The sequence below is a fragment of the Streptomyces sp. NPDC001153 genome, assembly GCF_053598315.1.
On sequence record NZ_JBSFJZ010000030.1, the window covers coordinates 119,697 to 131,937 of the forward strand.

At 70.8% G+C, this 12,241-nt stretch carries 14 protein-coding genes; 11 read left to right on the plus strand and 3 right to left on the minus strand.

The window, feature by feature from the left end; translation table 11 throughout:
* Positions 1 to 73 precede the first annotated feature (73 nt).
* The 9 genes from ACWDEN_RS30595 to ACWDEN_RS30635 all read left to right on the plus strand — a co-directional run bounded on the left by ACWDEN_RS30595 (position 74) and on the right by ACWDEN_RS30635 (position 7,150).
* Entirely contained in the window at positions 74 to 1,525 is a 1,452-nt protein-coding gene (locus tag ACWDEN_RS30595) for a menaquinone biosynthesis decarboxylase (protein ID WP_351610115.1), read from the plus strand.
* Positions 1,522 to 2,424 (plus strand): menaquinone biosynthesis prenyltransferase MqnP, encoded by a 903-nt coding sequence (gene mqnP / locus ACWDEN_RS30600; protein ID WP_351610118.1) that lies wholly within the window; start codon positions 1,522 to 1,524, stop codon positions 2,422 to 2,424. Before ACWDEN_RS30595 ends, mqnP begins: the two co-directional genes overlap by 4 nt.
* Positions 2,425 to 2,476: 52 nt before the next feature.
* Complete coding sequence (locus ACWDEN_RS30605) at positions 2,477 to 3,124, plus strand: UbiX family flavin prenyltransferase (protein WP_450861026.1); 648 nt, start codon at positions 2,477 to 2,479, stop codon at positions 3,122 to 3,124.
* 68 nt (positions 3,125 to 3,192) lie between these two features.
* Positions 3,193 to 3,648, plus strand: coding sequence for an Lrp/AsnC family transcriptional regulator (locus ACWDEN_RS30610; protein WP_351610121.1), 456 nt, complete (start codon positions 3,193 to 3,195; stop codon positions 3,646 to 3,648).
* Between the two features lie 41 nt (positions 3,649 to 3,689).
* Positions 3,690 to 4,853 (plus strand): aminofutalosine synthase MqnE, encoded by a 1,164-nt coding sequence (gene mqnE, locus ACWDEN_RS30615; RefSeq protein WP_351610123.1) that lies wholly within the window; start codon positions 3,690 to 3,692, stop codon positions 4,851 to 4,853.
* A gap of 27 nt (positions 4,854 to 4,880) precedes the next feature.
* Positions 4,881 to 5,540, plus strand: coding sequence for a UdgX family uracil-DNA binding protein (locus tag ACWDEN_RS30620; protein WP_450861001.1), 660 nt, complete (start codon positions 4,881 to 4,883; stop codon positions 5,538 to 5,540).
* 16 nt (positions 5,541 to 5,556) lie between these two features.
* Positions 5,557 to 6,081 carry a GNAT family N-acetyltransferase gene (locus ACWDEN_RS30625; protein ID WP_351610128.1) on the plus strand — a complete coding sequence of 175 codons (525 nt, stop codon included), beginning with the start codon at positions 5,557 to 5,559 and terminating at the stop codon, positions 6,079 to 6,081.
* A 75-nt stretch (positions 6,082 to 6,156) separates the two neighbouring features.
* Positions 6,157 to 6,465: a DUF4229 domain-containing protein gene (locus tag ACWDEN_RS30630; protein ID WP_351610131.1), complete on the plus strand. Its 309-nt coding sequence runs from the start codon at positions 6,157 to 6,159 to the stop codon at positions 6,463 to 6,465.
* Positions 6,466 to 6,475: 10 nt separating this feature from the next.
* Complete coding sequence (locus ACWDEN_RS30635) at positions 6,476 to 7,150, plus strand: TetR/AcrR family transcriptional regulator (protein ID WP_450861003.1); 675 nt, start codon at positions 6,476 to 6,478, stop codon at positions 7,148 to 7,150.
* Between the two features lie 47 nt (positions 7,151 to 7,197).
* On the opposite strand, the gene ACWDEN_RS30640 is transcribed toward ACWDEN_RS30635, so the two are convergent.
* Positions 7,198 to 8,010, minus strand: a complete 813-nt coding sequence (locus ACWDEN_RS30640) for a MaoC/PaaZ C-terminal domain-containing protein (RefSeq protein WP_450861005.1) — start codon at positions 8,008 to 8,010, stop codon at positions 7,198 to 7,200.
* 342 nt (positions 8,011 to 8,352) lie between these two features.
* Here ACWDEN_RS30640 and ACWDEN_RS30645 point away from each other — a divergent pair, with 342 nt between their 5' ends.
* On the plus strand, positions 8,353 to 10,224 hold the full coding sequence (locus tag ACWDEN_RS30645) for an AMP-dependent synthetase/ligase (protein ID WP_450861027.1): 1,872 nt from the start codon (positions 8,353 to 8,355) through the stop codon (positions 10,222 to 10,224).
* Positions 10,225 to 10,361: 137 nt separating this feature from the next.
* Positions 10,362 to 11,273: a LysR family transcriptional regulator gene (locus ACWDEN_RS30650; protein WP_450861007.1), complete on the plus strand. Its 912-nt coding sequence runs from the start codon at positions 10,362 to 10,364 to the stop codon at positions 11,271 to 11,273.
* A gap of 26 nt (positions 11,274 to 11,299) precedes the next feature.
* Here ACWDEN_RS30650 and ACWDEN_RS30655 read toward each other — a convergent pair whose 3' ends face one another.
* Together ACWDEN_RS30655 and ACWDEN_RS30660 are read right to left on the minus strand one after the other, a co-directional pair.
* Positions 11,300 to 11,950 carry a class I SAM-dependent methyltransferase gene (locus ACWDEN_RS30655; protein ID WP_450861009.1) on the minus strand — a complete coding sequence of 217 codons (651 nt, stop codon included), beginning with the start codon at positions 11,948 to 11,950 and terminating at the stop codon, positions 11,300 to 11,302.
* 62 nt (positions 11,951 to 12,012) lie between these two features.
* On the minus strand, positions 12,013 to 12,241 hold a 229-nt coding region (locus ACWDEN_RS30660), incomplete at its 5' end, for an integrase core domain-containing protein (RefSeq protein WP_450861011.1).

The window sequence follows — 12,241 nt, forward strand, 5'->3', positions numbered from 1 at the left end:
TGTGCGATCCCCCGACGAAGTGAGACGGCCCCGGTGACCGGGCCAGGGTAACGGGTGGCAGATACTGGGACACATGGCTTACGACGATCTTCGCTCCCTGCTGCGGGCGCTGGAGCGCGAGGGCGACCTCAAGCGCATCAAGGCCGAGGTCGACCCGTATCTGGAAGTCGGGGAGATCGTCGACCGGGTGCAGAAGTCCGGCGGCCCCGCCCTGCTCTTCGAGAACGTGAAGGGCTCGGCGATGCCGCTCGCCATGAACGTCTTCGGCACCGACCGCCGCCTGCTGAAGGCGCTGGGCCTGAAGTCGTACGGCGAGATCTCCGAGAAGATCGGCGGCCTGCTGCGGCCCGAGCTGCCGCACGGCTTCGTCGGCGTGCGCGAGGCCTTCGGCAAGCTCGGCGCGATGACCCACGTGCCGCCGAGGAAGGTCAAGGAGGCGCCGGTGCAGGAGGTCGTCCTGCACGGTGACGAGGTGGACCTCGACCGGCTCCCGGCGCTGTTCACCTGGCCGAAGGACGGCGGCTCCTTCTTCAACCTGGGGCTCACGCACACCAAGGACCCGGAGACGGGCATCCGCAACCTCGGGCTGTACCGCCTGCAGCGCCACGACCGGCGCACCATCGGCATGCACTGGCAGATCCACAAGGACAGCCGCAACCACTACCAGGTGGCGGCGCGGCGCGGTGAGCGCCTGCCGGTGGCCATCGCCTTCGGGTGTCCGCCCGCCGTGACGTACGCCTCCACGGCCCCCCTCCCCGGTGACATCGACGAATACCTCTTCGCCGGGTTCATCGCGGGCAGGCGGATCGAGATGGTCGACTGCAAGACCGTCCCGCTCCAGGTGCCGGCGAACGCCGAGGTCGTCCTCGAGGGCTGGCTGGAGCCGGGCGAGATGCTGCCCGAGGGCCCCTTCGGCGACCACACCGGCTTCTACACCCCGCAGGAGCCGTTCCCCGCGCTGAAGATCGACTGCGTCACGATGCGGAAGCGCCCGCTGCTGCAGTCGATCGTGGTCGGCCGCCCGCCGACGGAGGACGGCCCCCTGGGCCGCGCCACGGAGCGTTTCTTCCTCCCGCTGCTGAAGATCATCGTCCCGGACATCGTGGACTACCACCTGCCCGAGGCCGGCGGCTTCCACAACTGCGCGATCGTCTCGATCGACAAGAAGTACCCCAAGCACGCGCAGAAGGTGATGCACGCGATCTGGGGCGCGCACATGATGTCCCTGACCAAGCTGATCGTGGTCGTGGACGCCGACTGCGACGTGCACGATCTGCACGAGGTCGCCTGGCGGGCCCTCGGCAACACCGACTACGCCCGTGACCTCACCGTTGCCGAAGGCCCCGTCGACCATCTCGACCACGCCTCCTACCAGCAGTTCTGGGGCGGCAAGGCGGGAATCGACGCGACGAAGAAGTGGCCCGAGGAGGGCTACACCCGCGACGGGGGCTGGCCGGACATGGTCCTGTCGGACCCGGCTACGGCGGCCCTGGTGGACCGCCGCTGGAAGGAGTACGGCCTGTGAGCACCGCTTCCGCCGCGATCCCCCAGCCGGGACGCACGAAGGCCTTCCTGCGCCTGGTGATGATCGAGCACTCGGTCTTCGCGCTGCCCTTCGCCTACATCGCCTCGCTCACGGCGATGTACGAGTGGGACAGGAACATCCACTGGGGCCGGCTGCTGCTGGTCACCGTCTGCATGGTCGGCCTGCGCACGTTCGCGATGGCGGTCAACCGGATCATCGACCGCGAGATCGACGCCCGGAACCCCCGTACGGCCCACCGCGAGCTGGTCACCGGGGCCATGTCGGTCCGGCACGCCTGGACCGGCGCCCTGATCGCCCTGGTGATCTTCCTCGGCGCGGCCGCCCTGCTGAACCCGCTGTGCCTGGCCCTGGCGCCGGTGGCGGTGATCCCCATGGTGGTCTACCCCTACGGCAAACGGTTCACGAACTTTCCCCAGGCGATCCTGGGCCTCGCCCAGGCGATGGGGCCGGTGGGCGGCTGGCTCGCCGTCTCCGGCACCTGGAACTGGCAGGCGGTGATCCTCGGCCTCGCCGTCGGCATCTGGATCGGCGGCTTCGACCTGATCTACGCCTGCCAGGACGTCGAGACCGACCGGGAGATCGGCGTCATGTCGGTACCGGCCCGCTTCGGCATCCCGGCCGCCATCCGGGGCGCGCGGGCCTGCCACACGATCACGACGGCCCTGTTCGTCTGGTACGGCGTCGTCACCGGCGCGGGTGCTTTCTTCTGGCTCGGCCTGCTGATCGTCGCGGGTGCGTTCCTCTACGAGCACTCGATCGTCCGGCCGCACGACCTCTCCCGCCTGAACAGGGCGTTCTTCAGCGTCAACGGATTCATCGGCATCGCCCTGTTCGTGTGCGCCCTGCTCGACCTGCTGGTGCGGGGGCTGACCGTCTGACGGTCCGGTCCGCCGGTACGCTCAAAGTGTGAACGCAGGAGAATCGCAGCGCGTGCCTTGGATCGTGGGGGTGTCCGGTGCTTCCGGGACGCCGTATGCGGCGGCCGTGCTGCGCGCACTTCTGGCGGCGGGCGAGGCGGTCGACCTGGTGGTCAGCCGGGCCTCGCGGCTGACCCTGCTGGACGAGACCGGCATCTCGTTCCGGGACGCCCACTGGCAGGACGACCTGCGGGAATGGCTGGCCCGGGGCGCCGACGGCAAGCCCGGGACCTTCGACGTGGACATCAGCGGGGTGCGGTACTGGAGCGCGGGCGACCTCGCGGCCGGGCCGTCCTCGGGCTCGTACCCGGCGAAGGGGATGCTGATCGTGCCCGCCTCGACGGCCTGTGTCGCGGGCGTCGCGCTGGGCCTGTCCAAGGATCTGCTGCAGCGGGCGGCGAGCGTCACCCTCAAGGAGCGCCGTCCCCTGGTCGTGGCGGTGCGCGAGACCCCGCTGAACGGCCAGACCCTGAGGCATCTCGTGGCGCTGGACGACGCCGGCGCGAGCGTCGTACCGGCCTCGCCCGCCTTCTACGCGGGCGCCACCCACATCCAGGACCTGGTGGACTTCGTCGCCGGGCGGGTGCTGGACGCGGCGGGCGTCGGGCACGGCCTGTACCGGCGCTGGAAGGGCGAACTGGGCGGCGGCACGGACCAGTAGCGCACATCGCAGTACGGCTCATCACTTCAGGAACTCTTCAGACCTCTTCAGCGGAAGGCTTCGATCGCATGGACGCGGTGGACAGGCAGCTCATCCAGGCCCTGAGGGAGAACGGCCGGGCCTCGTACGCGGAGCTGGGGCGCCTTGTCGGCCTGTCGGGCCCCAGCGTCACCGACCGCATCAACCGTCTCGAGGCGGCCGGTGTCATCACCGGCTACCGCGCCACGGTGAACGCGGCCTCCCTCGGCCTCGGCGTCATCGCGCTGATCGGCATCTCGCTCTCCGACGCCGCCGACCACGAGGACGTCGCCCAGCGGCTGCGGGACCTCCCGGAGATCGAGGACTGCTGGTTCATCGCCGGTGACGACTCCTTCATGCTCAAGGTGCGCGCGACGGACGTGGACGGCCTGGAGAAGATCATCCGCCGGCTGTCCGGCACCAAGGGCGTCTCCCGGACCCGTACCACCATCGTGCTCTCCACCAAGTGGGAGAACCGGGTCGGGGAACTGCCCGAAGAGGTCTAGGGATACCGTGGGGCGAGCTGTCGTAGAAAGGGCGTGTTGGCATGGACGTCGGGCTCAAGCGCGAGCTGGAGGAGAAGGTCCGCTCCGGTGAGCGGCTGACCCGCGAGGACGGCATCGCGCTGTACGAGTCGGACGACCTGGCGTGGCTCGGCGGCCTCGCCCACGAGGTGCGCACCCGCAAGAACGGCGACGTCGTGCACTTCAACGTCAACCGGCACCTCAACATGACCAACGTGTGCACGGCCTCCTGCGCCTACTGCTCCTTCCAGCGCAAGCCGGGGGAGAAGGACGCGTACACGATGCGCATCGAGGAGGCCGTGAAGCTCGCCAGGACGATGGAGTCGGAGAACCTCACCGAGCTGCACATCGTCAACGGCCTGCACCCGAACCTGCCGTGGCGCTACTACCCGCGCTCCCTGCGCGAGCTGAAGGCCGCCCTGCCGAACGTCTCCCTGAAGGCCTTCACGGCGACGGAGATCCACCACTTCGAGACGATCAGCGGTCTGTCCGCCTCGGAGATCCTGGACGAGCTGATCGACGCGGGCCTGGAGTCGCTGACCGGCGGCGGCGCGGAGATCTTCGACTGGGAGGTCCGGCAGCACATCGTGGACCACCGCACCCACTGGGAGGACTGGTCCCGCATCCACCGCCTGGCGCACGAGAAGGGTCTGAAGACCCCGTGCACCATGCTGTACGGCCACATCGAGGAGCCCCGCCACCGCGTCGACCACGTCCTGCGCCTGCGCGAGCTGCAGGACGAGACGAACGGCTTCCAGGTCTTCATCCCGCTGCGCTACCAGCACGACTTCGTGGACATGAAGGACGGCAAGATCCGCAACCGCCTTCAGGCCCGCACCCAGATGGCGACCGGCGCGGAGGCCCTGAAGACCTTCGCGGTGTCGAGGCTGCTGTTCGACAACGTCCCGCACGTGAAGGTCTTCTGGGTGATGCACGGCGTGCAGACCGCCCAGCTGGCCCTCCAGCACGGCGCGGACGACATGGACGGCTCGGTCGTGGAGTACAAGATCACCCACGATGCGGACAACTTCGGCACGCCGAACAAGCTGACCCGCGAGGACCTGCTGGAACTGATCCGCGACGCGGGCTTCCGCCCGGTGGAGCGGAACACCCGGTACGAGATCATCCGCGAGTACGACGGCCCGGACCCGGCGCGCCGGGAGTCTCCTCAGCCGATGCGGGTCTGACTCCGCGGCGGGGGGTACCCGGCGGGCATGGCTGTCACGAAGGCCCCCGAGGACGCCTACACGGCGGAGCCCTTCGTTCCGGAGGGTGCCGGTCTCCCCGCCCTGCGCAGGGCCGCGGCCGACTGCCGGGGCTGCCCCCTGCACGAGAACGCCACGCAGACGGTGTTCGGCGCCGGAAACCCGCACGCGCGCGTGATGCTCGTCGGTGAGCAACCCGGCGACCAGGAGGACCGGCAGGGCAAACCCTTCGTCGGGCCCGCGGGCCGGATGCTGGACAAGGCGCTCGCGGAGGCCGGTATCGATCCCGGCGACGCCTACGTGACCAACGCCGTCAAGCACTTCAAGTTCACCCGGGCCGAGCCGCGCAAGCGCCGTATCCACAAGGCGCCGAGCCTCAGGGAGATGACCGCCTGCGGCCCCTGGCTCGCGGCGGAGCTGGCGCTGGTCGAGCCCGAGCTGATCGTGGTGCTGGGCGCGACGGCCGGGAAGGCGCTGCTGGGGTCGTCGTTCCGGGTGGGCGAGGTGCGCGGGACCGTGCTGGAGCGGGAGATCCACGGGCGCCCCGAGCGGCTGGTGCCGACCGTGCACCCGTCGTCGGTGCTGCGGGCACAGGACGACGAGGACAGGAAGGCCGCGTACCAGGGGCTCGTCGCCGATCTGAAAGTGGCTGCACGCGCCCTGGGGTAATAGATACAGTGGCCCTATGCCACTTACTTTCACGTTGGACCCCGCCATCACCCCGGCCCTGCGCGACGGCATCCTCGACCTGTGGACGGACGTCTCCAACGCGGGCGGCGCCGTGGGCTTCGTGCCGCCGGTGAGCCGGGAGGACGTCCGGCCGGAGCTGGTGAAGCACTTCGTGGGCATGGCCGAGGGGCGGCACCGACTGCTCGTCGGCCGCGACGAGACGGGCGAGCCGGCCGCCACCGCCTTCTTCGCCTTCAACACCCACCGGCTCCAGACCCACTGGGTGTGGCTGTACACGGTGATGGTCCACCCCAAGCACCAGGGGCAGGGGTACGGCCGTGACCTGCTGGCGGCCGCCGCGGACGCGGCCCGCACCTTCGACGGCGTCGACGCGATCCGGCTGACCTGCCGGGGCGGCCTCGGCCTGGAGCGGTTCTACGGCTCCTGCGGATACAAGGAGGTCGGCCGCATACCCGGCGCCATCCGGGTGGCGCCCGGTGACGACCGCGACGACATCATCATGCTGCAGCCCCTCCGCTGACCCCGCTGCAAGATCCCTTCGTGTCCGTGCTTCACTGGACGATGACCCCTTTTGGAATCGGACGACTGGATTGAGATGCTCCGCTACACACTGATGCGTCTCGGCATCTTCGCCGGCTGCCTCGTGGTCGTCTGGGGAGCCGTCTACTCCGGGATCTTCCCGCGAGGCTTCGGCAGCTCCAACGGCCTGTGGGTGCTGCTGCTCGCCCTGATCCTGTCGGCGCCGATCAGCTGGGTGGTGCTGCGCAGGGAGCGGGACCGGGCCTCGGTGCAGATCGTGACCAGGGTCGACCGGATGAAGGCCAACCTGGAGGCCAACCGCAGCCAGGAGGACGGCGCCGACGACGCCGCGAGGACGCCGGGCGAGGCGGCCGCGTCCAACTAGTCTTGCCCTCATGGGTGGGGCGAAGACCAAGCGAATGCCGCGTGCGGTGCGGGAGCAGCAGATGCTCGACGCCGCCGTACGAGTTTTCGGGCAACGCGGCTACATGGGCGCCTCCATGGACGAGATAGCCGAGCTCGCCGGCGTCTCCAAGCCCCTGGTCTACCTGTACCTGAACTCCAAGGAAGACCTCTTCACGGCCTGCATCCGGCGCGAGGCCACCGCCCTCACGGAGGCCGTCCGCGCCGGGGTGCGCACGGGCCTGCCCGCCGACCGCCAGCTGTGGGACGGCCTGAAGGCGTTCTTCGCGCACACCGCCGAGCACCCCGACGCCTGGTCCGTGCTGCACCTGCAGGCCCGTACCCACGGGGAGCTGTTCGCGGCCGAGACCGCCGCAATGCGCAAGGAGATCGTCGCGTTCGTGACCCGCCTGGTCGCGATTGCGGCCCGCGAGGCCCACCGCGACCCCGACCTGCCGGAACGCGAGGTTGCCGGCCTCGCCGAGGCCTTGGTGGGCGCGGCGGAGTCCCTGGCGACGTGGGCCAACAGCACAGAGGGCGCTACCGCCCGGCAGGCGGCGACGACCCTGATGAACTTCGCGTGGTCGGGCTTGGGAAATCTGATGCGGGGCAACTCATGGACACCGCCGACGGAGCCAACCCAGGGGCGCGGGGAACTGCGCGAGTAACCCACGACGGACCCGCACTCGGCAACGGCGATGCACCCTTACGGCGCCTAGCTCACCTCACCCCGCAGATGCAGTCGCCCTCCCTCACCCCGCAACTCGTACCGCCCGGCACCGTCGGCCCCGAAAGCCACCGTCCCCGGCAACAACACCGGCGCCAGAAACCGCGCCCACACCTTGGCAGAACCGCTCGTGCCGTGGGCGGCTACGCAGCGGGCCACCGTCCACATGCCGTGCGCGACGGCCCGCGGGAAGCCGAAGAGGCGGGCGGTGAGCGGGTACAGATGGATGGGGTTGCGGTCGCCGGAGGCGGCGCCGTACCGCCGGCCCACGTCCCCGGCGAGCCGCCACTGGGCGACGACGGGCAGCGGGACCGGCCGCTCTTCCCGGGGTTCGGCGGGCCGCCGGTCGGTGCGATGCCGCGCGAGGTACGTGCTCCGCGACTCCCACAGGACCTCCCCGCCGGCCCGCATCGCGGTGACCACCGTGGCCTCCGTGCCGCGCCGGTGCGGGGCCAGTCCCTCGATGTGCACGGCGAGTTCGTACTCCCCGGTCGCAGGAAGGCAGGTGTGCCGGGTGATCTCGATCGAGGTGTGGACGAGACCCGGCAGCGGCAACGGGAAGGCCCCGTCGCTCATCAGCCGCATGGCCAGGGGGAAGCCGAGGACGTGCGGATAGGTGACGGGGAGCGCGCTGTCACCGGTGGGAAAGCCGCACACCCGCTCGTACGCGGCCAGCCGGTCCTGGTCGACCCGTACACCGGGCAGCACCAGCCGCTCGCGCGGGAAGTCCGCCTCCGGAGAAGGCCGTTTGAAGGGGGAGCGCAACACGCCGCCCGTGAGACGCAGCAACTCACCCGTCATGCCCAGCCCCCAAGTGCTTACTCTGGAGTAAGGTTACCGCCGGTAAGTCTACGGTACGCGCCCCAACCGGGAGGCCACGGACGAACATGAGCCCCCGTCACATAGCCGCCGAGGCTGCACATCCCCGGCCCCGGACCACCCCCGAACCCGCACAATCCCCTCACGGTGGCCCCGTACGATCACCTGCCTAACCAGCGGTAACCCCTTTCTCCGTATCCATGGGGGACCACCGCAGGTACACGCACGCCAGAGGAGCCGCCCGTGTCCACCCCCTTCCCGAACGCCCCCGTCTCCTCCGGCACCCTCGTCTCCGCCACCGACTACGACGGCCGCCCGGTCCTCGTGGAGCCCTGGGTCCAGCGCCTGGACGGCGCCGTACGGGAGGTGTCCGTACCGCCGTTCGCGCCCCCGGTGAAACACGGCTCGCTCGCGGACCTGCCGTTCGACAACGCCGAGGCCGCCCCCGCCCAGACCGTGCTCAGCCGCCGGCTGCCCGACGGCCGCTGGGCGGACGTGACGGCCGCGCACTTCGCCGGACAGGTCCTCGCCGTGGCCAAGGGGCTGATCGCCGAAGGCCTGGTGCCGGGCGACCGACTCGCCGTCATGGCCCGTACGACGTACGAGTGGACGCTCCTCGACTTCGCCGCCTGGGCCGCCGGCCTGGTCACCGTGCCGATCTACCCGACCGCGTCCGTCTTCCAGACCCGGTGGATCCTGCAGGACTCCGGCGCGGTCGCCCTGATCACCGAGACCGCGGCCCAGGCCTCCGCCCTCGGCCCCGAACTCCAGCACCTGCCCGACCTGCGCCATCTGTGGGTGGTGGACAAGGACCACGTGACCCGGCTCGCCGAGGCCGGCGTGCAGGTGCCGGACGGTGAAGTGGCCGTACGGCGCGGCATGCTCGGCCCCGACACCCTCGCCACCCTCATCTACACCTCCGGCACCACCGGCCGCCCCAAGGGCTGCGCCCTCTCCCACCGCAACTTCTTCGCCGAGGTCGACAACGCCATCGAGCTGCTCCACCCGGTCTTCAAGGGCCAGGACGAGGAGCCGTCCGTCCTCCTCTTCCTGCCGATGTCCCATGTCTTCGGGCGCATGGTGGCCATCGCCTGCGTCCGGGCCCGCGTCCGCCTCGGCCACGCGCCCAGCCTGGCCGCCGAGGACCTCCTCCCGGACCTCGCCGCCTTCAGGCCGACCTGCCTGCTGACCATCCCCTACATGCTGGAGAAGGTCTACAACTCGGCCCGCGCGAAGGCCGAGTCGGGCGGGCGGGTCGCCGCCTTCGACCGGGCCGCGGCGGTCGCCGTCCGCTACGGCGAGGCGCTGGAGTCCCGGCAGACCGGCACCGGCGGCGGGCCGAGCCGCTCCCTGAAGACGGCCCGCGCCTTCCACGACCCGCTGGTCTACCGCAAGATCCGGGCCGCCATGGGCGGTCGCGTCCGGTACGCCATCTGCGGCGGCTCCCCGCTCGGCCGGCGCCTGGCCGCCTTCTACGCCGGCGCCGGCATCGAGATCTTCGAGGGCTACGGCCTGACCGAGACCACCGCGGCCACCACCGTCACCCCACCCCTCAAACCCCGCCTGGGCACGGTCGGCTGGCCGCTGCCCGGCACCCGCGTCCGCATCGCCGCCGACGGGGAGATCCTCGTCTCCGGCGACCACGTCCTGCGCGGCTACTGGGATCCGCAGGCCGGGGGAGTCGTGCCCGCGACCCGGGACGGCTGGCTGTCCACCGGCGACATCGGCGAACTGGACGACGAGGGCTACCTCACCATCACCGGCCGCAAGAAGGAACTGCTGATCACGGCGGGCGGCAAGTCGGTGGCCCCGGCCCCGATGGAGAACTGGCTGCGCCAGCACCCGCTGATCTCCCAGGTGATGCTGGTCGGCGACGCCCGCCCGTACGTGGCCGCGCTGATCACCCTCGACGTCGACGGCATCACCCACTGGCGGCAGATGATCGGCAAGCATCCGGTGCCGCCGGAACTCCTCGTCGGCGACCCGGAGTTGGACGCCGTCCTGCAGCGCGCGATCGACGAAGCCAACAAGCTGGTCTCCCGCCCGGAGTCCATCCGCCGGTTCGCCGTACTGCCCGTGGACTTCACCGAGGAGGCCGGCCACCTGACCCCGTCGATGAAGCTGCGCCGGGAGCAGATCATGACCGACTTCGCCAGCGAGGTGGAGGGCCTGTACGGACCCACCACCGGCCCCTGAAGGTCGGCACCCGCTCCTCGCGCGCGAAGCGGGTTGCCGCCTGGGTCGGCCGTGGCCCGGTACCGATCCTCGTACGGTCCCTGATTCGAGTCAATCCTTGGGTTTCCTCGCTAACCCCAAGTGTTAACTTGGGAGTTGTGACCCTCGACGACCTGCGCGTGTTCGTGGCCGTGTGCCGCGCCGGCAGCCTCAGTTCCGTCGCCAGGGACCTCGGCTGCACCCAGTCCGCCGTCAGTCAGCACGTGAAGCGGCTGGAGCGGGAGACGGGTGTCGCGCTGGTGGAACGGCAACCGCGGGGCGTGGTCCCCACGCAGGCCGGACGCATACTGGAGGCCGCCGCGGCCGAGGGGATCTCCGGACTCGACCTCGCCGTGCGGCAACTGCGCGACCTGGTCGACGGCCACAGCGGACACGTCCGCGTCGCCACCGGTGCCACCACCGTCCGGCACTTCATGTCCCAGGCGGTGGTCGCCTTCCGCCGCCGCCACCCCGAGGTCAACCTGGAGTTCCGTACGGTCAGTTCGGGGCGCGGCACCTTCGACGCCCTGGCCGACGGCACCCTCGACCTGGCCTGGATCACCGTCGGCTCTCCCGTCCGGGGCATCGAGCAGCGGACGGTCGCGGAACTGCCCTGGGTGCTCGCCGTCGGCGCGGACGACCCCCTCGCCGGCCGGTCCCGTCTCGACGCGGCCGACCTGACCGGGATCCGCCTGATCCGGCTGCCCCCGAACTCCACCTCCGCCGTCCACCTGGACGCGGCCTGCGCCGAGCTGGGCATCCGCTTCACCTACGACACGAGCGTGGCCGACTGGGACACGGCACTGCTGCTGGCCGAGCTGGGGGCGGGCCGGGCGGTGGTCCCCGCCGTACCGGGCCTTCCGGTGCGGGGGGAGGGCGCACTACGGCTCGTCCCGCTGCCCGCCCTGCGACCCCTGCCCGTCGGCTGGGCCGTCCGCCGCTGGGACTCCCTCAGCCCTCCGGCACGGGCCTTCGCGCACACGGTCGCGGAGTTCCGGGGCGGGGCCACCGCGAACGCTGCCGCGGGCTGAGCGGGAGTCCGGGCCGGACCGTCCGGTCAGGCTTTCTTCTGGGCGAGCAGGAACGCCTGCGGTGCCGACTCCGCCAGCGCGGCGTCCTGTCCGCGAACGGTGCTGGCGTGGAGGGCGAAACCGCCGTCGGTCAGCAGTTCCGTCATGAACTCGGGGCGGCGTCGCTCGAAGTCCAGCGTCACCGGATGCCCCCACGGCTCAGCCAGACGCAGCGCCTCGTCGCCCGCCTGGAACGCGAGCAGGAGACGGCCGCCGGGCGCCAGCACGCGGTGGAACTCGGCGAACAGCGCCGGCAGTTCGTCCACAGGTGTGTGGATGCTGGAGTACCAGGAGACGGCCCCGGCGAGCGCCCCGTCGGCACAGGGCAACTCCAGCATCGACCCCTGCTCGAACCGCAGAGCGGGATACTCGCGGCGGGCGATGGCGAGCATCGACTCGGAGAGGTCGAGCCCGAAGACGGTCAGGCCCAGGCTCGCGAGGTGGGCCGTGACCGCGCCGGGCCCGCAGCCGAGGTCGGCCACCGGCCCGGCCGGGCCGACGAGTTCGGCGAACGCGGCGAGCAGCGCCCGCTCCAGCGGCCTGTCGGCGAGCGGGTTCCGGAAGTGGTCGGCGTAGTCCTCTGCGACGGTGTCGTAGAAGGTGCGGGTGGCGGTGAGGGAGTCGGTCCTGTCGGTCATGAGAGGGGACCGTACCGGCCCGCACCGACAGGCCCCTTGGGCTGCCGCCGTTCGGTCAGGGCCTAGGTGTATTGGCCTGAAGCGTTGTTCACACGGCTGATCGGTGGGTGGCCGCCGAGTGCTGTGTGGCAGCGGTGGTGGTTGTAGGTGTGCAGGAAGTCTGACAGGGCTTCGGTGCGTTCGTCGTTACTGGCGCAGGGCCGCAGGTAGGCCCATTCGTCGAGCAGGGTGCGGTTGAAGCGTTCGACCTTGCCGTTGGTCTGCGGCCGGTAGATGCGGGTGAGCTTGCCG

Coding starts and splice junctions, on each gene's coding strand:
- ACWDEN_RS30595 (WP_351610115.1), top strand. CDS start 74: ATGGCTTACGACGATCTTCGCTCCCTGCTGCGGGCGCTGGAGCGCGAG.
- ACWDEN_RS30610 (WP_351610121.1), top strand. CDS start 3,193: ATGGACGCGGTGGACAGGCAGCTCATCCAGGCCCTGAGGGAGAACGGC.
- mqnE (WP_351610123.1), top strand. CDS start 3,690: ATGGACGTCGGGCTCAAGCGCGAGCTGGAGGAGAAGGTCCGCTCCGGT.
- ACWDEN_RS30620 (WP_450861001.1), top strand. CDS start 4,881: ATGGCTGTCACGAAGGCCCCCGAGGACGCCTACACGGCGGAGCCCTTC.
- ACWDEN_RS30625 (WP_351610128.1), top strand. CDS start 5,557: ATGCCACTTACTTTCACGTTGGACCCCGCCATCACCCCGGCCCTGCGC.
- ACWDEN_RS30630 (WP_351610131.1), top strand. CDS start 6,157: ATGCTCCGCTACACACTGATGCGTCTCGGCATCTTCGCCGGCTGCCTC.
- ACWDEN_RS30635 (WP_450861003.1), top strand. CDS start 6,476: ATGGGTGGGGCGAAGACCAAGCGAATGCCGCGTGCGGTGCGGGAGCAG.
- ACWDEN_RS30640 (WP_450861005.1), bottom strand. CDS start 8,010: ATGACGGGTGAGTTGCTGCGTCTCACGGGCGGCGTGTTGCGCTCCCCC.
- ACWDEN_RS30655 (WP_450861009.1), bottom strand. CDS start 11,950: ATGACCGACAGGACCGACTCCCTCACCGCCACCCGCACCTTCTACGAC.